At 70.6% G+C, this 18,668-nt stretch carries 21 protein-coding genes; 11 read left to right on the top strand and 10 right to left on the bottom strand.

Annotated elements, in window-relative coordinates; genetic code table 11:
• Positions 1–140: 140 nt before the first annotated feature.
• Positions 141–1,364 (bottom strand): NAD(P)-dependent malic enzyme, encoded by a 1,224-nt coding sequence (locus OIB37_RS24600; RefSeq protein WP_330459770.1) that lies wholly within the window; start codon positions 1,362–1,364, stop codon positions 141–143.
• Between the two features lie 601 nt (positions 1,365–1,965).
• Here OIB37_RS24600 and OIB37_RS24595 point away from each other — a divergent pair.
• Genes OIB37_RS24595 through OIB37_RS24585 form a run of 3 tightly spaced genes read left to right on the top strand, consistent with a single transcriptional unit; the run spans position 1,966 to position 4,704 of the window.
• Positions 1,966–2,925: an ABC transporter substrate-binding protein gene (locus tag OIB37_RS24595; RefSeq protein ID WP_330459769.1), complete on the top strand. Its 960-nt coding sequence runs from the start codon at positions 1,966–1,968 to the stop codon at positions 2,923–2,925.
• A gap of 37 nt (positions 2,926–2,962) precedes the next feature.
• Complete coding sequence (locus OIB37_RS24590; protein ID WP_330459768.1) at positions 2,963–3,901, top strand: amino acid ABC transporter permease; 939 nt, start codon at positions 2,963–2,965, stop codon at positions 3,899–3,901.
• A gap of 50 nt (positions 3,902–3,951) precedes the next feature.
• A complete protein-coding gene (locus tag OIB37_RS24585; protein WP_330461960.1) occupies positions 3,952–4,704 on the top strand; it encodes an amino acid ABC transporter ATP-binding protein in 753 nt (250 codons plus the stop codon).
• Between the two features lie 71 nt (positions 4,705–4,775).
• On the opposite strand, the gene OIB37_RS24580 is transcribed toward OIB37_RS24585, so the two are convergent.
• The 3 genes from OIB37_RS24580 to OIB37_RS24570 form a co-directional block, all read right to left on the bottom strand.
• Positions 4,776–5,519 (bottom strand): hypothetical protein, encoded by a 744-nt coding sequence (locus OIB37_RS24580; protein ID WP_330459767.1) that lies wholly within the window; start codon positions 5,517–5,519, stop codon positions 4,776–4,778.
• Entirely contained in the window at positions 5,516–6,004 is a 489-nt protein-coding gene (locus OIB37_RS24575; protein ID WP_330459766.1) for a SigE family RNA polymerase sigma factor, read from the bottom strand. Before OIB37_RS24575 ends, OIB37_RS24580 begins: the two co-directional genes overlap by 4 nt.
• Positions 6,005–6,132: 128 nt before the next feature.
• The gene (locus tag OIB37_RS24570) at positions 6,133–6,900 is read right to left on the bottom strand and encodes a class I SAM-dependent methyltransferase (protein ID WP_443058197.1); all 768 of its coding nucleotides are present in this window, start codon (positions 6,898–6,900) and stop codon (positions 6,133–6,135) included.
• Between the two features lie 100 nt (positions 6,901–7,000).
• Here OIB37_RS24570 and OIB37_RS24565 point away from each other — a divergent pair, with 100 nt between their 5' ends.
• Positions 7,001–7,630, top strand: a complete 630-nt coding sequence (locus OIB37_RS24565; protein ID WP_330459765.1) for a CGNR zinc finger domain-containing protein — start codon at positions 7,001–7,003, stop codon at positions 7,628–7,630.
• On the opposite strand, the gene sodX is transcribed toward OIB37_RS24565, so the two are convergent.
• Positions 7,534–7,968, bottom strand: coding sequence for a nickel-type superoxide dismutase maturation protease (gene sodX / locus OIB37_RS24560; RefSeq protein WP_330461958.1), 435 nt, complete (start codon positions 7,966–7,968; stop codon positions 7,534–7,536). The two genes, OIB37_RS24565 and sodX, sit on opposite strands and share 97 nt — an antisense overlap.
• A 144-nt stretch (positions 7,969–8,112) precedes the next feature.
• On the opposite strand from sodX, the gene sodN reads away from it, so the two are divergent.
• Together sodN and OIB37_RS24550 are read left to right on the top strand one after the other, a co-directional pair.
• Complete coding sequence (gene sodN / locus OIB37_RS24555) at positions 8,113–8,508, top strand: superoxide dismutase, Ni (protein ID WP_330459764.1); 396 nt, start codon at positions 8,113–8,115, stop codon at positions 8,506–8,508.
• 506 nt (positions 8,509–9,014) lie between these two features.
• Positions 9,015–9,230, top strand: coding sequence for a DUF6243 family protein (locus OIB37_RS24550; protein ID WP_330459763.1), 216 nt, complete (start codon positions 9,015–9,017; stop codon positions 9,228–9,230).
• 152 nt (positions 9,231–9,382) lie between these two features.
• On the opposite strand, the gene OIB37_RS24545 is transcribed toward OIB37_RS24550, so the two are convergent.
• The 4 genes from OIB37_RS24545 to OIB37_RS24530 form a co-directional block, all read right to left on the bottom strand.
• On the bottom strand, positions 9,383–9,715 hold the full coding sequence (locus tag OIB37_RS24545) for a DUF952 domain-containing protein (RefSeq protein ID WP_330459762.1): 333 nt from the start codon (positions 9,713–9,715) through the stop codon (positions 9,383–9,385).
• Between the two features lie 47 nt (positions 9,716–9,762).
• Complete coding sequence (locus tag OIB37_RS24540) at positions 9,763–9,984, bottom strand: hypothetical protein (protein WP_330459761.1); 222 nt, start codon at positions 9,982–9,984, stop codon at positions 9,763–9,765.
• 244 nt (positions 9,985–10,228) lie between these two features.
• The gene (locus OIB37_RS24535; RefSeq protein WP_330459760.1) at positions 10,229–11,398 is read right to left on the bottom strand and encodes a family 2 encapsulin nanocompartment cargo protein polyprenyl transferase; all 1,170 of its coding nucleotides are present in this window, start codon (positions 11,396–11,398) and stop codon (positions 10,229–10,231) included.
• 112 nt (positions 11,399–11,510) lie between these two features.
• Positions 11,511–12,917, bottom strand: a complete 1,407-nt coding sequence (locus OIB37_RS24530) for a family 2B encapsulin nanocompartment shell protein (RefSeq protein ID WP_330459759.1) — start codon at positions 12,915–12,917, stop codon at positions 11,511–11,513.
• A gap of 346 nt (positions 12,918–13,263) precedes the next feature.
• On the opposite strand from OIB37_RS24530, the gene OIB37_RS24525 reads away from it, so the two are divergent.
• Together OIB37_RS24525 and OIB37_RS24520 are read left to right on the top strand one after the other, a co-directional pair.
• Complete coding sequence (locus OIB37_RS24525; protein ID WP_330459758.1) at positions 13,264–13,857, top strand: N-acetylmuramoyl-L-alanine amidase; 594 nt, start codon at positions 13,264–13,266, stop codon at positions 13,855–13,857.
• A gap of 91 nt (positions 13,858–13,948) precedes the next feature.
• A complete protein-coding gene (locus tag OIB37_RS24520) occupies positions 13,949–14,848 on the top strand; it encodes a 1-aminocyclopropane-1-carboxylate deaminase/D-cysteine desulfhydrase (protein WP_330459757.1) in 900 nt (299 codons plus the stop codon).
• 74 nt (positions 14,849–14,922) lie between these two features.
• On the opposite strand, the gene OIB37_RS24515 is transcribed toward OIB37_RS24520, so the two are convergent.
• A complete protein-coding gene (locus OIB37_RS24515) occupies positions 14,923–16,518 on the bottom strand; it encodes a Na+/H+ antiporter (RefSeq protein ID WP_330459756.1) in 1,596 nt (531 codons plus the stop codon).
• Positions 16,519–16,580: 62 nt separating this feature from the next.
• Between OIB37_RS24515 and OIB37_RS24510 the strand changes: the two genes are divergently transcribed.
• From OIB37_RS24510 to OIB37_RS24500, 3 genes are all read left to right on the top strand, one after another.
• Positions 16,581–16,841 (top strand): UBP-type zinc finger domain-containing protein, encoded by a 261-nt coding sequence (locus tag OIB37_RS24510; RefSeq protein ID WP_330459755.1) that lies wholly within the window; start codon positions 16,581–16,583, stop codon positions 16,839–16,841.
• Between the two features lie 279 nt (positions 16,842–17,120).
• Positions 17,121–17,537 carry an anti-sigma regulatory factor gene (locus tag OIB37_RS24505; protein WP_030741206.1) on the top strand — a complete coding sequence of 139 codons (417 nt, stop codon included), beginning with the start codon at positions 17,121–17,123 and terminating at the stop codon, positions 17,535–17,537.
• Positions 17,534–18,628, top strand: a complete 1,095-nt coding sequence (locus tag OIB37_RS24500; RefSeq protein ID WP_330459754.1) for an RNA polymerase sigma factor SigF — start codon at positions 17,534–17,536, stop codon at positions 18,626–18,628. The genes OIB37_RS24505 and OIB37_RS24500 overlap by 4 nt, the downstream gene beginning before the upstream one ends.
• Positions 18,629–18,668: the final 40 nt, after the last annotated feature.

Here is an 18,668-nt window from a genome sequence, read left to right as displayed (position 1 = left end):
GAGCGGGCGGGCGGCTGCCGGCCGACCATCCGGCCGGCCGGCCACGCAACCGGGCAACCGGGCAACCGGGCAACCAGGCAAAGAAGTGGTCCCGCCCAGCCGGACGGGACCACTTCAGTTCGCCTCAGTTCACCTCGGCATCAGCGCCGGGCGACGCCCTCGGCCCGAGCGGCCGCGGCCACCGCGGCGGTCACGGCGGGAGCGACCCGCTCGTCGAACGGCGACGGGATGACGTAGTCGGCCGCGAGGTCGTCGCCCACGACGGCGGCCAGCGCCTCCGCGGCGGCGATCTTCATCCCCTCGGTGATCCGCGTGGCCCGCACCTGCAGCGCGCCCGCGAAGATCCCGGGGAAGGCCAGCACGTTGTTGATCTGGTTGGGGAAGTCCGAGCGCCCGGTCGCGACGACCGCCGCGTACTTGTGCGCCACCTCCGGGTGCACCTCCGGGTTCGGGTTGGCCATCGCGAACACGAAGGCACCCTCGGCCATGGAGGCGACCGCCTGCTCCGGGACCGTACCGCCGGAGACGCCGATGAAGACGTCCGCGCCCGCGAGCGCGTCCTCCAGCGAACCGGTGAGGCCGGCCTTGTTGGTGAAGGAGGCCAGCTCCCGCTTGACCGGCGTGAGGTCCTCGCGGTCCGCCGAGACGACACCCTTGCGGTCCGCGACCGCGACGTCCCCGATGCCGGCCTCGACCAGCATCCTGGCGATGGCGACACCGGCCGCGCCGGCGCCCGAGATGACGGCCCGCAGCTGCCCGATCTCGCGCCGGCTCAGCCGCGCAGCGTTGCGCAGCGCGGCGAGCGTCACGACGGCCGTGCCGTGCTGGTCGTCGTGGAAGACCGGGATGTCCAGACGCTCCTGGAGCCGGCGCTCGATCTCGAAGCACCGGGGGGCCGAGATGTCCTCCAGGTTCACTCCGCCGAACGAGGGAGCGAGCCGGACGACGGTCTCGACGATGTCGTCGACGTCCGTGCAGTCGAGCGCGATCGGCACCGCGTCGACTCCGCCGAACTGCTTGAAGAGGATGGCCTTGCCCTCCATCACGGGGAGGGAGGCCTGGGGACCGATGTCCCCGAGCCCGAGCACGGCCGTACCGTCGGTCACGACGGCGACCACACTGGACTTCCAGGTGTAGTCGTTGACCAGTTCGGGCTGTTCCGCGATCGCGGTGCACACGCGCGCCACACCGGGCGTGTACGCGAGGGAAAGGTCGTCCTTGTCGCGGACCGGCACGGTGGCCTGCACAGCCATCTTGCCGCCACGGTGCAGCGCGAACACCGGGTCGAAGGAATCGAGGGGCTCGGCCCCGCGGTCCTGATCCGTACCGCTGTCGCTGCGAGGATTGACGATCTCCGCTGCCACTTTGTTTTACCCCTTAGGTATGCATGGTTTGAGGGTCGACCACTCCTTGTGAGGAGTGGGCGGGCACCGCGCATGTCCCGATTGCCGTTACGCACGAGCACATACGCGACGGGCGCGCCGCACACGCGCCCTGAGCCCCGGATGAGGGGTGTAAAGAACCTTCTTACCGGACGGACGGCTCCGCCGACGAGTCCATTAGGTCCAAGGTCACATCTACGGACCACAAAGCCACAGGCAGGTGGCGCGGCCACCGGCGGGCGGGTGGCCGGTTCACGGCACCGGGTGACACCGGTCCCGGAACGCGGTGCACAGAGGCCCGAATGACGCAAATGCGCCGGTCCATCCGTCCGCATCCTGAGATGGCCGGAGATTCTCCGGCCGGAGGGCTGGATTCCTATTCACGGTTGGTCGGAGATGAACCAAGGAGTACCGACCTGTTGCGGTTCGGGGATCGCCCGTTATCCGATTTTGACATAGCGATACCCCTGAATGGCGTAGTCCGAATGGCAAGATGCCGTAAACCCACGAGGTCGCGACACCCGATGGTGTGTGTTCTCGTCGACCCATCGGCACCTCTTCCCATACGCCGGAGGAACCCACGATGACCGCCAGCTCCACCCGTCGTACGACCGCCGCGCACTCCCGGCTAGCTGCGGTCGGTGCGATCGCGGTCGCAGGCGCCCTGCTGCTCACCGGCTGCGGTGACCAGACCAAGGGCAAGAACGAAAACTCCGGCAGCGCGTCCACGGACAACGCCCCGCTGGCCGACAAGCTCCCCCAGTCCATCCGCGACAAGGGCGAGATCAAGGTCGGCTCGGACATCGCGTACGCCCCGGTGGAGTTCAAGGACTCCAGCGGCAACGTCACCGGCCTCGACCCGGAGCTTGCGGCCGCCATGGGCAAGCAGCTCGGCGTGAAGCTGACGTTCGACAACGGCACGTTCGACGGCCTGCTCACCGGTCTGCGCTCGGGCCGCTACGACATCGCGATGTCGGCCATGACGGACAACAAGAACCGTCAGGAGGGCGTCGACGGGGACACCGGCAAGAAGGTCGGCGAGGGCGTCGACTTCGTCGACTACCTGACCGCCGGCGTCTCCATCTACACGCGCAAGGGCGACACCAAGGGCATCACGTCCTGGACCGACCTGTGCGGCAAGAAGATCGCCGTCGAGCGCGGCACCGTCTCCGAGGACCTGGCCAAGCAGGAGGCCAAGAACTGTCCGAAGGGCAAGAAGCTCACCATCGAGCCCTTCGACGACGACCAGCAGTCGCAGACCCGGCTGCGTTCGGGCGGCGTGGACGCGGCGTCCTCCGACTTCCCCGTCGCCGCCTACGCGGTGAAGACCTCCGGCGGCGGCAAGGACTTCGAGCTCGTCGGCGACCAGGTCGAGGCGGCCCCGTACGGCATCGCCGTGGCCAAGAACGACACCCAGCTGCGGGACGCCCTCCAGGCCGCGATGAACGCGATCATCAAGAACGGTGAGTACGCGAAGATCCTCCAGAAGTGGGGCGCGCAGGACGGCGCCGTCAAGGAGTCCGTCGTCAACGGCGGCAAGTGATCCGCGGAACGCGAGCGGCCACTGAGAGGCAATACCCGTGACTGACACAGAGAAGACGGCCGGGGAGCGGGACACTCCCCCGGCCGGCCAGGAGGCCATCAAGGCCATCCCGGTCCGGCACTACGGGCGATACGTTTCCGCCCTCGTCGCCATCGCGCTCCTCGGAGCGATCGTCTACGCGTTCAGCCAGGGCAGGATCAACTGGAACGCGGTACCGGACTACTTCTTCGACGACCGGATCCTGACCGGTGTCGGCAAGACCCTCCTGCTGACGGTCCTGTCGATGGTGATCGGCATCGTCGGCGGCATCGTCCTCGCGGTGATGCGGCTGTCGAAGAACCCCGTGACGTCGTCGATCGCCTGGTTCTACATCTGGTTCTTCCGCGGCACCCCGGTGCTGGTGCAGCTGTTCCTGTGGTTCAACCTGGGCCTGGTCTTCGAGTACATCAACCTCGGTCCGATCTACAAGAACTACTGGTCCGACTTCATGACGCCGCTGCTGACGGCGCTGCTCGGCCTGGGCCTGAACGAGGCCGCGTACATGGCCGAGATCTGCCGGGCCGGTCTGCTCGCGGTGGACGAGGGCCAGACCGAGGCCTCCCACGCCCTGGGCATGAGCCACAGCAGGACGCTGCGGCGGATCGTCATCCCGCAGGCGATGCGCGTGATCGTGCCGCCGACGGGCAACGAGGTCATCAACATGCTGAAGACGACCTCGCTCGTGGCGGCCGTCCAGTATCCCGAGCTGTTCCGCTACGCCCAGGACATCGGCCAGAACTCCGGTGCCCCGGTGGAGATGTACTTCCTCGCCGCGGCCTGGTACCTGATCATGACCTCGGTGCTGAGCGTGGGCCAGTACTACATCGAGCGGTACTACGCGCGCGGCTCCAGCCGCCAGCTGCCGCCCACCCCGTGGCAGAAGGTGAAGGCCAACCTGCTGTCCCTGGGCCGTCCGAGGGGAGCGGTGAGCGCGTGAGCGACAAGCTGAGCAAGTCGGACGCCGTGCCGGCGAAGTCCGCCACCCCGATGGTCAAGGCCGAGGACGTTCACAAGTCCTTCGGTCAGGTCGAGGTCCTCAAGGGCATCGACCTGGAGGTGAAGCCGGGCGAGGTGTTCTGCCTCATCGGCCCCTCCGGTTCGGGCAAGTCGACCTTCCTGCGGTGCATCAACCACCTGGAGAAGGTCAACGCCGGCCGGCTGTACGTCGACGGCGAGCTGGTCGGCTACCGCCAGCACGGGGACAAGCTGTACGAGCTGCGTGACCGCGAGGTCGCGATGAAGCGCCGGGACATCGGCATGGTCTTCCAGCGCTTCAACCTGTTCCCGCACATGACGGCGGCCGAGAACGTCATCGAGGCACCGGTCCAGGTCAAGGGCGTCGCCCGGAGCCAGGCCCGCGAGCGCGCGATGCAGCTCCTGGAGCGCGTGGGCCTCGCGGACAAGGCGGGGAACTACCCCTCCCAGCTCTCCGGCGGCCAGCAGCAGCGTGTGGCGATCGCCCGGGCCCTCGCCATGGACCCGAAGCTGATGCTGTTCGACGAGCCGACGTCGGCTCTCGACCCGGAGCTGGTCGGTGACGTCCTCGACGTCATGCGCGACCTCGCCGAGTCCGGCATGACGATGGTCGTCGTCACCCACGAGATGGGCTTCGCCCGCGAGGTGGGCGACAGCCTGGTGTTCATGGACGGCGGCGTGGTGGTCGAGTCCGGCCACCCCCGCGAGGTGCTGACCAACCCTCAGCACGAGCGGACGCAGTCCTTCCTGTCCAAGGTGCTGTAGCCACTCCGGGCGCACGGGCGTGCGGAAAGGGGCGGTACGGGATCCTCGTACCGCCCCTTTCGCGTGTGTCCCTACGGCAGCAGCTGCGGCTTCATCGCCAGCTCACGCAGCTGCGACCGGGTCAGCGGGAACGTCTTGAGCAGCGGGCCCTGGGAGCCCTTGCCGAGGAAGCCCTTCCAGTCCCGGATGTACAGCACGCGGCCGTCCTTCAGCAGCAGCCGCGCCTTCAGCGTCTCGCCGGAGTACGACGGCTGGGCTTCCTTCTGGGCGGGTTCCAGCGAGATGGTCAGCAGACCGCCGGGCACCTTCTCGGTGGTGCACTTGAGCACCGGCGGTGTCACGTTGCCGACGTGGCAGGGGTCGGGGTCGACGGACTTCGGCTTGTTGACGACGTGCACGGCGATGTATCCGGTGCCCCCGTCCCGGGTCACCGCGTAGTCGCCGTCGTACGGCCCCACGTCCTTCGGCAGCGGCGCGTTGGGCACCTGCTTGATCAGCCTCATCAGGGACACCTCCCGGATCTTCCCGACGCCGGACGGCAGCAGCTTCCTGAACCCGGCGGCGCCGCCGCCGAACTCGCCGGCCGTCGGCGAGGCGGCCACGGTCTGGCCCCCCGCTCCGGGCAGGCCGCCGGACCCGAGGACGACCCCCGTCGCGACCGCCGTGGCCACCGCCCCTGTCACCGCCACGCGCCGGCGCCGGCGCAGCCGCGAGACCCGTGCGAAGACGGCCTCACTGCCCCGGCCGGCCGGCACCGTCACGTCGTCGACGGCCCTCCCCAGCAACTCCCGTACCGCCATGTCGTTGTCACTCATACGTTTTCCTCCAGCACCGCGGCCCTCAAAGCCGCCAGTCCCCTTGCCGTGTGGCTCTTGACCGTGCTCTCCCGCATCCCGAGCAGTTCGGCGGTGGCGGCCACGCTGAGGTCGTCCCAGTAGCGCAGCACCAGTACCGCCCGCTGTTTGGGCGCGAGCCCTGCGAGAGCGGCCCGCACCATCAGGCCGGTGTCGTTGTCCACCGGCCGTCCCGGCACCTCGGGCAGTTCGCCGTACGCCTGCTCGCGCCGCCAGAACCGGCGGCGGGCCGAGATGAACGTGTTGACCAGCGTCCTGCGCGCGTAGGCCTCGAGGTTCTCCAGCCGGCCGTGCCTGCGCGCACCGAGGACGACCTTCACCAGCGTCGTCTGGACGAGGTCTTCCGCCTCGTCGCGGTTGCCGCACAACAGGTAGGCGCTGCGGAACAGCGCCGTGCGCCTGCCCTCGACGAAGGCATGCAGAGTCGCGTCCGCGCCCCGCGTCATCCCTCCCCCTTCCCGCCGGTCCACCGGGTACGGACCGTCTCACCCGTACCAGTGCGGTGAGGAGCGTCCGGGGACGCAGCAGAGGCGGTACGAATTCTCCGTACCGCCTCCGCCCTGCCTGACCGGGGCTACCTGAGTGCCAGGAGCAGCGTGTCCGAGGGCGAGCACCACACCGCCCGGGCCTCCCCGAACCCCTTCTCCCGAAGAACCCGCGCGTGCCAGGCCGCGGACGGCATGTCGCCGTCGGCGTGCTCGCCGTAGATCTCGAAGCGGCGGGCGGTCGGTTCGGCGAGGACCGGGTCCTTCGCCGCCAGCTGCCACCACTCGGCCCAGTCCAGGGCGCCGTCCCGCCTGGCCCGTTCCATGCCGGCGTGCCGCTGCGCGCGCTCGGCGGCGTTGATCCGGGGCGTGCTCTCGTCGATCATGTGGTCCGCGTTCATGAACACACCGCCGTCGCGGACCAGCCCCGCGACCCGACCGTAGAGGGCCGCGAGGGGTTCGCTGTGCAGCCAGTGCAGGGCCGTGGCGGTGAGGACGGCGTCGTAGGAGTCGTACGGCAGTCCCGTCGTCCAGTCGGGGTCCTTGAGGTCGGCGGTGACGAAGGAGACGCGGCCGTCGCCCTCGAAGGTGCCCCGCGCGATGGCGAGGAGTGCCGGGTCGAGGTCGACGCCGGTGCTGGTGGCCTCCGGGAAGCGGCTCAGCAGCCGGGACGTGATGGTGCCGGTGCCGCACGCGAGGTCGAGCACGCGCGGTGCCGTGCCGACGAGCGCCTCGACCATGTCGAGCATGATCCGGAACCGCTCCTCGCGGTCCGGCATGTACCACTCCTGCTGCCGGTCCCAGCTCTCCTGCCAGGCGGCCCAGTCGGTGCCGGTGGTGCCGGTACTGATGGTCACAGAGATCCCGTCCCCTCACGCACGCGTAATACCCTGGAAGCACGACCGACTGTTACCCGACCGCAGACATGACCATAGAGCGCCCCCGTAAGGACTACAAGTGGAACTGGCCTATTACTCGGATTACGCGGTTCGCCTCGTCAACAGCGAGGAGCCGGCCCGGGGCAAGGACGCGCTGACCTCGGTCGAGGCCGTCCGTGACCTCTTCGGCGGCAACGCGTCGGCGGGCCGCCGCGTCACCGACGCCGACGTCACCCGGTTCCGCTCGGTCCGCGGCCGGCTGCGCGCGGTCTTCGAGGCGGCCGACCAGGGCGACGAGACCCTGGCCGTGGACCTGCTGAACTCCCTGCTGCTGGAGTTCCCGGTCAGCCCGCAGATCTCCGGCCACGACCACCGCGACGACGACGGCCGCCCCCTGTGGCACATGCACCTGGCCGACCACCCGTCCAACGCGACCGCCGGCTACGCGGCCATCGCCGCGATGGGGCTGGCCTTCCACCTGACCGAGTACGGCGTCGACCGCCTCGGCCTGTGCCAGGCGGCCCCCTGCCGCAACGCCTACCTGGACACCTCCACGAACCGCTCCCGGCGCTACTGCTCCGACCGCTGCGCGACCCGCGCCAACGTGGCCGCCTACCGGGCCCGCAAGCGCCTGGAGGCCGACCGGCCGGAGAACAGCGGCCTGGCGGCCGAGAACGCCCAGCGCGCCAGCGCCAGCGGCGAACGCTGATCGCTCCTGAGCGGCCGGTAGCGCAACCGCGCCTTCCCCAGGATCAGCTCCTCGGGTACGACGCCGTAGTCGGTGCTGTCCCCGCCCGCGTACGGGTTGTCCCCGAGCACCCACCAGCCGCCCTCGCGCCGCTCCACGGCCCGCTTGACGACCAGCAGGTCCTGCTGGAACGGATGGCGCAGCACCACGATGTCGCCCGCCCTGACCGGAGCCCCGTACTGCAGCAGCAGCCGGTCCCCGTGATGCAGTGTGGGCACCATGGACGGCCCCGTCACCTCAGCCAGTCCGAAGGGCGCCACCGCCCTCCCCCGCTCGGTCTCCTGCGACAGCTCCGGCATCCCCGGCACCTCCCCGGTCCGTTCCTCCACAGTCTCAGTCTCACCCTGGACTTTTGTCCTAAGCCCTGGGGGGCACTCGGGAAAACCCCTCCCGCAGGGAGTAATGTCCCACCTGAGAAGACGATCACGAGGAAGGAATGCTCCATGCTTTCCCGCCTGTTTGCCCCCAAGGTCAAGGTCAGCGCACACTGCGACCTGCCCTGCGGTGTGTACGACCCGGCTCAGGCCCGCATCGAGGCGGAGTCGGTGAAGGCCATCCAGGACAAGATGGCCGCCAACGACGACCCGCACTTCCAGATCCGTGCCACGGTGATCAAGGAGCAGCGCGCCGAGCTCGCCAAGCACCACCTGGACGTGCTGTGGAGCGACTACTTCAAGCCCCCGCACTTCGACAGCTACCCCGAGCTGCACACCCTGCTCAACGAGGCTGTGAAGTCCCTGTCGGCGGCCAAGGCGTCCACCGACCCGGCGACGGGCCAGAAGGCGCTGGACTACATCGCCCAGATCGACAAGATCTTCTGGGAGACCAAGAAGGCTTGATCTTTACCTAGGCTGTCTGACCTGCGGCTTCGCGGGTCGCATCGCCTGGCTGTCCGCACCCGGTCCGCAGTACGCCGAGCACGGCGTCCCTGACGGAGCGGGTGCGGTCTTCTTTTTCCCGGCCCAGGTGCGCGTAGATCCGCAGCGCGATGGCGTCGGGCGCGTGTCCGACCTCGCCGACCGGGTCCGCCCGCCGCGAGTTGGCCGCCGCTGGACCGAACTCACCGACGGCAGACGAGGATCCCGCCGAGGCAGGTGATCTCGTACGCGCCGTGGCGGGCGATGCAGTCGGCGACGAGGGCGCGGGCACGGTCGATGGTCGCGTCGAAGGGCAACGGAAGGCTGGCGTGCGGGGCCGACGGAACCGGGTAACGTCGTTGTCATGTTCTTCCAGCCACCGATTCACGAGTGAGAACGTGACGGGCCTCTGCTGACGTCCTTCGACGTCGCCTCCCGTCCCCCACCGTGGATCCGTAGATCACTTCACATCATTACCGGGAGAACCCGTGACCGACAGCAAGAACATCAACAACCCCGTGGGCCAGGGCGGCGGCCAGCGCAAGAAGCTGTCCCGCGCCGAACGGCAGAACCACGGTCCGCACCGCAACCTCGACCGCAAGAACGCAGCGGACAAGAAGGCGGAGCTGGTACGCAAGATGCGCGAGAAGACAGACGCAGCCGAGAGCACCGGGCAGGCGGGCGACGAACCCGCACAGAGCTGACGCACCGCCGCCGCAGGGCGGCACCGCACGGGGCAGGGCCCGGACCGCGACGCGCGGTCCGGGCCCTGCTGCCGTACCGGGCGCGGCCAATCCCGCTCAGCTCTGCCGACCACTCGGGGCAGCCGCGTCGCCCGCGGGCGGCGCCTGCGTGGTCAGTCCCAGGGCTCCACGTCCACCACGGCGTCCACGGGCACGGGGCCGTACACGTGCGGGAACTCCTCGCCCTTCGGCGGCATGGCCTCGTATCTCACCGGCACTTCCAGCCGTGCCGGATCCACGACCAGCACCACCAGTTCGTCCGGTCCTTCGTGGTCGCCGTACAAGAAGGCCGCGACGCGGGGCAGTTGCTCGCGGGTGGAGAAGTGGATGAACCCCACCTCCTGGAGGGTGCGACCGCGCGTGGACACCTCGTAGGTGCCCCGCTCACGGGCCGTCTCCCACAGGGAGCGCTCGGTGATGTGCAGGATGTACGGCGGCTTGTGCATGGGCTCACGCTACGGCCTCGGCCGCACCGGGACTCCCGCCTCCGCGCTCAGGACCGCTTGGCGACGGGACCGTCCGGATCCGGTTCCGGCTCCGCTTCCTCGGCCGTCGGTGCGGCTGGAGCGGAGGTCTCGCCGTAGGACTCGCAGCCGGGGTTGCGGCACGGGCCGGCTTTCCACACGGGCACCCAGGCACCCAGTGTCTTGTGCCGCCCCACGACCGTGTCGACGGGCTGTCCGCAGACGGGACAGACGTGGGCCTCCCTGTCCATGTCCCCAGGGTAGGACGGCCCGGGTGCCGGCGCTCCCCCTGCCGGTCTGGCACGGGGCGGCCGTCCGACGGGGCCTCGCGCTCCGCCTGCCTGCCAGGGAGCCAGAGTGCGCAGAGCGTCGGGACCCGCACACTGTGGGGATGTGCGGGGCCCGACGGGCCGGAGCCTCCGGGGGCCGTGCGGGGTCAGGAACCGCACGGGTCCGAAGGCTCCGGGGTCTCGGCGGGGTGCCGGGCGGGCGGCCTCAGCTGCTGCGCCTGGTCACGAACTCCGCCAGCGCCAGCAGACCGCCCGCCGTCTCGGGGGCCGGTACCGCGCGGGCCAGCTCCTGCATCGCGAGGGCCATCCGGTCGGCCGCCTCGGCCTGCGCCCAGTCCCGGCCGCCCGCCTGTTCCACGGCCAGCGTCGTCCGCGCGATGTCGTCACCGTCCCCCTCGATGTGCGGTTTCCCGTACAGCGTGGCCAGTTCGGCCGCCGCCGGGGTGCCGGAGGCGAGCGCCGCCGCCACCGGCAGGGACTTCTTGCGCACCGCGAGATCCGCGCCGGCCGGCTTGCCGGTGTGCCGCGGATCGCCCCATATGCCGATCACGTCGTCGATCAGCTGGAAGGCGAGGCCGGCCTGGCGGCCGAAGCCGTCCAGCGCGGCCACGTCCTCGTCCCCGGCGCCCGCGTACAGCGCGCCGAGGGCGCAGGCGCAGCCCAGCAGGGCGCCGGTCTTCGCCTCGGCCATGACGAGCACCTCGTCGAGGGTGACCGTGTCGGGTGTGCGCCGCTCCATGGCCGTGTCCGTGTGCTGTCCGGCGCACAGCTCCATCACACAGTCCGCGATCCGGGCGGCGGCCGGTGTGGACGCCGGGTGCGGGTCCTCCGCGAGCAGGCGTACGGCCAGCGCCTGGAGGGCGTCCCCGGCGAGGATCGCGTCGGGTACACCGAACACGGTCCATGCCGTGGGCCGGTGCCGGCGCGTGGTGTCCCGGTCCATCACGTCGTCGTGCAACAGCGTGAAGTTGTGGACCAGTTCGACCGCGGCGGCGGCCCGCACGGCCGCCACCCTCGCCTCGTGTCCGCCCAGCGCGGCGGCCGCGGCGAGCACGAGCGCCGGCCTGATCGCCTTGCCGGCGTTGCCGGCGGCCGGAGTGCCGTCCGCCTGCTCCCAGCCGAAGTGGTACAGCGCGACCCGGCGCATGGATCCGGGCAGCGACTCGACGGCCGCGCGCAGCTCCGGGTCGACGAGGGCCCGGGTCCGCTCCAGCAGGGCCGCCGCCTCCTGCCCGTCGAGCGGGCCGGCGCCGGCGTCACCGCCCGGCTCCGGCCGCTCGTGCGGTCCCGGTGGCGCGGGCTCCTCCCCCGCGGCGTCGTCGGACCGCTTCGCCCCGGACGCACGCCGTCTGGTCCCCGTCATGAACTCGGCCATCGCTCCCCCTCGCGGAGTCCGCGGACGAAGGCGCGTCCGCTCCGGCTGGACGCATACCCCGAGGGTGTACCCGCCCCGGAGGGCGGGGACACGACCGCGAAGTGCGCAGACGTCACCTCCACCGGCCGATCTCGACGTTCTCCAGCACGCCGAGCGCGTCGGGTACCAGGACGGCGGCCGAGTAGTAGGCCGTCACCAGGTACTTGATGATGGCCTGTTCGTTGATGCCCATGAAGCGGACCGACAGGCTCGGTTCGATCTCGTCCGGGATGCCGGACTGGCGCAGGCCGATGACGCCCTGGTCGGCCTCACCGGTCCGCAGGGCGATGATCGAGGTCGTGCGGGCCGCGCTGACCGGGATCTTGTTGCACGGGTAGATCGGCACGCCCCGCCAGGTGGGGATGCGGTTGCCGCCGACGTCGATGCTCTCCGGGACCAGCCCGCGCTTGTTCAGCTCGCGCCCGAACGCGGCGATCGCGCGCGGGTGGGCGAGGAACATCTTGGTGCTGCGGCGCCGGCTGAGCAGCTCGTCCATGTCGTCCGGGCCGGGCACGCCGTCGTGCGGCTGGATCCGCTGGTCGTACTCGCAGTTGTGCAGCAGCCCGAACTCCCGGTTGTTGACCAGTTCGTGCTCCTGGCGCTCCTTCAGCGCCTCGACCGTGAGCCGCAGCTGCTGCTCGGTCTGGTTCATCGGCTGGTTGTACAGGTCGGCCACGCGCGAGTGGATGCGCAGCACGGTCTGGGCGATGCTCAGTTCGTACTCGCGCGGCCGGGCGTCGTAGTCGACGAAGGTGTTCGGGATGTCCGGCTCGCCGGAGTGGCCGGCCGCCAGCTCGACCGCCTTCTCGCCGTACTTGTTGGTCTGCTGTTCGGGGATCGCACGCAGCTCCTGGAGGTGGCCGCGCAGCGAGTCGGCGCGCTCGGCGACCTGCTCGAAGTCCTGACGGCTGAGGATCAGCACCGTGCAGGCGGTGTCGGCGCGGGCGGTGTACTCCCAGATGGCGTCCGGGTCCAGCAGCGACTGATCGCCGAAGTAGGCGCCGTCCGCGAGGACTCCGAGGACCGCGTCGTCGCCGTACGGTCCCGTGCCGACCGTCTCGACCCTGCCGTGTGCCAGCAGGTACACCTCGTCGGCCTGGCTGCCGAAGGAGGCGATGACCTCGCCGGGCGCGAAGTCGCGCTGCCGGCAGCGCCGGGCCAGCTCGGTGAGCACCTCGTCGTCCTCGTACGACCGCAGCGCGGGCAGTTCGCCGAGTTCCGCCGGGATGACCTCGACCTGGTCCCCGGTCTTCACGAAGGTGATGCGGCCGTCTCCGACGGCGTAGGTCAGCCGCCGGTTCACCCGGTACGTGCCGCCGTGCACGTCGACCCAGGGCAGAGTGCGCAGCAGCCAGCGGGAGCTGATCTCCTGCATCTGGGGCACGGACTTGGTCGTGGTGGCCAGGTTCCGCGCCGCCGCCGTACCGAGGGACTGCTGCGGCTTGCCCTGATCCGTGCGGACCTCTTCGCCTACCGACATAACGAAATGCCCTCCCATGTATGCCGTCGCCCGGTATGCCGTACGTCCGGCACCGGGCGCCCGGTACCGGATCTCCCCGGGCACCGGTCTCAGGGACGAGCTTTCCATCACGGAGCGTGCCCGGACTATTACCCGAAAGAGCGGGAATGGATCATCCGACTACTGGGCAGAAAGAGGGACCTTGCACAGGGGTCCCGCGACCCGCGACATGTCCGGATTCGCTCGCACGGTGTCCGAACGGAGTGGTCGGTGCCGTCAGGTTCTCGGTAGAAGCGTCGATGAGAACAGCACCGGCAAGGAGATGGCCGCGCCCAGCGGCCACCGGCACAGCACGAAGGAGGCGGTCATGGCTCTGCCCATGTCCGCGAGCGGGTTTCTGAAAGCGCTCAGGGCGGAAGCCGTCACGGTCGTCGAGGTCGGCGACTGGCGGCATCACAACCGTAGCCACAAGGGCCCCTGGGGGCCCGTCCACGGTGTCATGATCCATCACACGGTGACGCGGGGAAGCGCGCACACCGTGGAGCTCTGCAGGGACGGCCACGCGGATCTGCCGGGCCCGCTGTGCCACGGTGTGATCACCAAGGACGGCACGGTCCACCTGGTGGGCTACGGCCGCACCAATCACGCCGGCTTCGGCGACGACGAGGTCCTGCGCGCGGTGATCGCCGAGAAGCGGCTGCCGCCGGACAACGAGGCGAACACCGACGGCAACCGGCACTTCTACGGCTTCGAGTGCGAGAACCTCGGCGACGGCGAGGACCCCTGGCCCGAGGCGCAGCTGGAGGCGATCGTCCGCGTCGCCGCGGCCGTCTGCCGCCACCACGGCTGGACGCAGCGGTCGGTCATCGGCCACAAGGAGTGGCAGCCGGGCAAGGTGGATCCGCGGGGCTTCACGATGGCGTGGCTGCGGGACCGGATCGAGGAGCGCCTGAAGGACTGAGGCCCCGCCCGGCCACCCCGCTGCCTGGCAGCCCAACCGCCCGACCACTTGGCCGCCCGACCGCGTGGCCACCTCGGGTGACAATGGGCGCGTGACCAGCCCAGACCCGCTCGCACCCGCGCTCCCCTCGCCCCTCCAGGAGGTCCGGGACGATCGTTTCTCCGCCCGGGGGGTGCGCCTGCTGCTCAAGCGGGACGACCTGGTCCACCCGGAGCTGATCGGCAACAAGTGGCGCAAGCTGGTGCCGAACATCGAGGCCGCGCGGGGGCGGGCGCTCGTCACCTTCGGCGGTGCCTACTCCAACCACCTGCGGGCCACGGCCGCCGCGGGACGCCTCCTCGGGCTGCCGACGGTCGGCGTGGTCCGCGGTCAGGAACTGGCCGACCGGCCGCTCAACCCGTCCCTCGCCCGCTGCTCGGCCGACGGCATGCGGCTGCACTTCGTCGACAGATCGACGTACCGGCGCAAGAGCGAGCCGGAGACGCTGGCGGCGATCCTGCGCGCGGCCGGCGCCGAGGACGCGTACGCCGTCCCCGAGGGCGGCAGCAACGCGGAGGCGGTACGGGGCTGCCGGGCGCTCGGCGCGGAGCTGCGCGGCCGGGCCGATGTCGTGGCGGTGGCCTGCGGCACCGGCGGCACCCTCGCCGGACTCGCCGCCGGACTGGACACGGAACAGCGTGCCCTCGGCGTCCCGGTCCTCAAGGGCGGCTTCCTGGAGGCGGACATACAGGCCCTCCAGGAGCGCGCATTCGGCGCCCGCACCGGCACCTGGTCCCTCGACGACCGCTTCCATTTCGGCGGCTACGCCCGCACGACACCCGAGCTCGACGCCTTCGCCGGGGATTTCGAGCGGCGGCACGGGCTGCCCGTCGAGCGTCTCTATGTCGCCAAGTTGCTGTACGGACTTGTCACCCTGGCCGGGGAGGGCGCCTTCGCGCCCGGGACGACGGTCGCAGCGGTGATCACCGGACGGCCGTTCCCGGCGACCTAGGGGGTGACCCGGTGGGCCCGGCGGCCTGGCCGGCCCGACCGGACAGACCGGTGGACCCGGCGGCCGGCCCCCGCTCACCCCGCCTCCCGGTAAGCCGCCGCCTCCTCCAGGTCGAGGCGCCGCAGCAGCGCGCGCAGCATCTCGTCGTCGATGTAGCGGTGGTCACGGAGCGTGACGAAGACCTGGCGTTCGACGCTGATCATGTCGCGGGACAGCCGGCGGTAGGTGTCGTCGACGGATTCGCCGGTGACCGGGTTGACCTGGCCGAGCCGTTCCCAGACGGCGTTGCGGCGGCGCTCCAGGACGCTGCGCAGGCGGTCGGCGAGTGGCGGGGGCAGGGCGTTGCGCTCGTCGGCGAGGAGTTCGTCGAGGCGGATCTCGGCGGCGCGGGAGGCCTGCGCCTGGGCGTTGGCCTCGGCGAGGGTCTCGGCCTGCCGGTCGCGGCCGGGAAACTTCAGCAGGTGGATCAGCGGGGGCAGGCTCAGGCCCTGGACGACCAGGGTGCCGATGACGGTGGTGAAGGTCAGGAAGAGGATGAGGTTGCGCTGCGGGAAGGGGTGGCCGCCGTGCACGGTGGCCGGGATGGAGAAGGCGACGGCGAGGGAGACCACGCCGCGCATGCCGGCCCAGCTGGTGACCAGCGCGCCCTTCCAGGTGAGGTTCTCCTCGCGCTCCCTGATGCGCGCCGACAGGGCGCGGGGCACGAAGGTCGCGGGGTAGACCCAGACGAACCGGGCCAGGACGACGACGAGGAAGAGGACGACGGCGTACCCGGCGGCCTTGGCGCCCTCGTACGCGCCGAGTCCCCTGAGGACGACCGGGAGCTGGAGGCCGATCAGGGCGAAGACCGCCGACTCCAGGATGAAGGCGACCATCTTCCACACCGCCTCCTCCTGGAGCCGGGTGGCGAAGTCGACCTCCCACGCGCGGTGGCCGATATAGAGGGCGACGACCACGACGGCGAGCACTCCGGAGGCGTGGAACTGCTCGGCGAGGCTGTACGCGACGAACGGGATCAGCAGGGACAGCGTGTTCTGCAGGAGGGGTTCGCGCAGGTGGGTACGGAGCCAGTGCAGGGGCGCCATGAGGACGAGGCCGACGACGACACCGCCGACGGCGGCGACCAGGAACTCGGTGACGCCGCCCGACCAGGTCGCGCCCTCGCCGATGGCGGCGGCCAGGGCGACCTTGTAGGCGGTGATCGCGGTGGCGTCGTTCAGCAGGGACTCGCCCTGGAGGATCGTCGTGATCCGGGACGGCAGCCCGACACGCCGCGCGACCGCGGTGGCGGCCACCGCGTCCGGCGGTGCCACCACCGCGCCGAGCACCAGCGCGGCGGTCAGCGGCAGGCCGGGGATCAGCCGGTAGGCGGCCCAGCCGACGACGACGGTCGCGAAGAGCACGTAGCCGACCGACAGCAGCGCCACCGGCCTGCTCTGGGCCCGCAGGTCCAGGTAGGAGCTGTCGCTCGCCGAGGTGTACAGCAGCGGGGGCAGCAGCAGCGGCAGGATGACGTCGGGCTGGAGGGTGTAGTCCGGCACGCCGGGGACGTAGGAGACCGCGAGTCCCGCCGCGACCAGCAGCAGGGGGGCCGGCACCGGACTACGGCGGGCCGCTCCGGCGACCGCGGCGCTGCCCGCCACCAGCAACAGCAGCGGCATCACGTCCATGATCCTCGCCCGCCCTCGTTTTTCCGCGCGGCCACCGGCATGACCGTCGTAATCTGGCAATCATGAAACAGTGCACGCACGCCGACGCGCTGCCGCACCCGGACCCCGAGCCGCTCAGCGAAACCTGTCTGGAGTGTCTCGCGGACGGGACACACCCGGTGCAGCTGCGGCTCTGCCTGACCTGTGGCCACGTCGGCTGCTGCGACTCCTCGCCGAAGCAGCACGCGACGGCGCACCACACGGAGTCCGGTCACCCGGTGATGCGGACCTTCGAACCCGGCGAGGACTGGCGGTGGTGCTTCGTCGACCACGTTCTCGTGTGACACTGCACGGGAGACGGCACGCGGCCGCCACCGCTCTCGGGGACGGTTCGAGCGTCTGACGTCTGGGTACGTCAACCCGGCGCGCGCTCTTCCCATTTGGGCCCGCGAACCCTCTAGACACGGAGCGTATCCACAGCTTTACTGTGAGTGACGCCAGGGGGTCGGGGTCCCGGGGACAGGATCGTTCCGAGCGCGATAGCGTCACCGCGGAACCATGTACGCGTTACCCCGGGGGGCGACCCTCGGCCCCGTAAAGCTTGTACCACCATGGAGGTGAGGGTGTCCCAGATCGCAGGCGAACCCACGGCGAACCAGGACTTCGTGGAAGTCCGTCTGCCGGCTGCGGGTGCCTACCTGTCGGTGCTGCGGACGGCCACGGCCGGTCTGGCGGCCCGCTTGGACTTCACCCTGGACGAGATCGAGGATCTGCGCATCGCCGTGGACGAGGCCTGCGCGATCCTGCTTCAGCAGGCTGTGCCCGGCTCCGTGCTCAGTTGTGTCTTCCGGCTCGTCGACGACTCGCTGGAGGTCACGGTGTCGGCGCCGACCACGGACGGTCACGCCCCTTCGCGTGACACTTTCGCGTGGACCGTGCTCTCGGCCCTCGCGGGCAAGGTCTCGTCCGCCGTCGACGAGGACAAGACCGTGTCGATCAGCCTCTACAAACAGCGCGGCGCGGGTCCCGGGCCGGCGTGAGGAACGGGGACGGTCCGGTGCGGGACGAAGAGCGTGGCACACGGGAGCTGTCGTCGGAGGCCGTCGGCCCGGCGACCGGATCCCGACGCATGACCGACGGCATCGACGGCATCCCCGAGCAGGCCAGACCACACCCGGAGGACGACTCCGCGCAGGTCGGCAGGGACGGTGCCGTGCAGAGCGCGCCTGCGGAGGAGCGCGGCGGACCCGGTTCCGTCGCCCCGCCGGAGGCGAGGGCTCGGAGAAGGGTGACGGGCGGGACGATGAGCGAGCACGAGCGATACGCCGAGGACGACGCGCCGGGCACGCGGGCCGTGCGGGCCGCACAGCACGACCCCCACGACCGCAGTGGGGCGCGTGCGATGTTCGTCGAGCTGCGCAAGCTGCAGGAGGGCAGCCCGCAGTACGCGGAGCTGCGCAACCGGCTGGTCCGGATACACCTGCCGCTCGTCGAGCACCTCGCGCGCCGCTTCCGCAACCGCGGTGAGCCGCTGGACGACCTCACCCAGGTCGCCACGATCGGCCTGATCAAGTCCGTGGACCGGTTCGACCCGGAGCGCGGTGTGGAGTTCTCCACGTACGCCACCCCGACCGTCGTCGGCGAGATCAAGCGGCACTTCCGCGACAAGGGCTGGGCGGTCCGCGTACCGCGCCGGCTCCAGGAGCTGCGCCTCGCGCTGACGACCGCGACGGCCGAGCTGTCGCAGCAGCACGGCCGCTCCCCGACGGTGCACGAGCTGGCGGAGAAGCTCGCCATCTCCGAGGAGGAGGTCCTGGAGGGCCTGGAGTCTGCGAACGCCTACTCCACGCTGTCCCTGGACGTCCCCGACACCGACGACGAGTCCCCGGCGGTCGCCGACACCCTCGGCGCCGAGGACGAGGCACTGGAGGGCGTGGAGTACCGCGAGTCCCTCAAGCCGCTGCTGGAGGACCTGCCGCCGCGCGAGAAGAGAATCCTGCTGCTGCGGTTCTTCGGGAACATGACCCAGTCGCAGATCGCGCAGGAGGTCGGCATCTCCCAGATGCACGTCTCCCGGCTGCTGGCCCGGACCCTGGCCCAGCTGCGGGAGAAGCTCCTGGTGGAGGAGTAGGAGCGGCAGGAGCACAGCGGCGGTACTCCTGGGCACTCTC

This window comes from Streptomyces sp. NBC_00820, from assembly GCF_036347055.1.
Taxonomy (GTDB): domain Bacteria; phylum Actinomycetota; class Actinomycetes; order Streptomycetales; family Streptomycetaceae; genus Streptomyces.
This window is presented reverse-complemented; position numbering and strand designations above follow the sequence as displayed.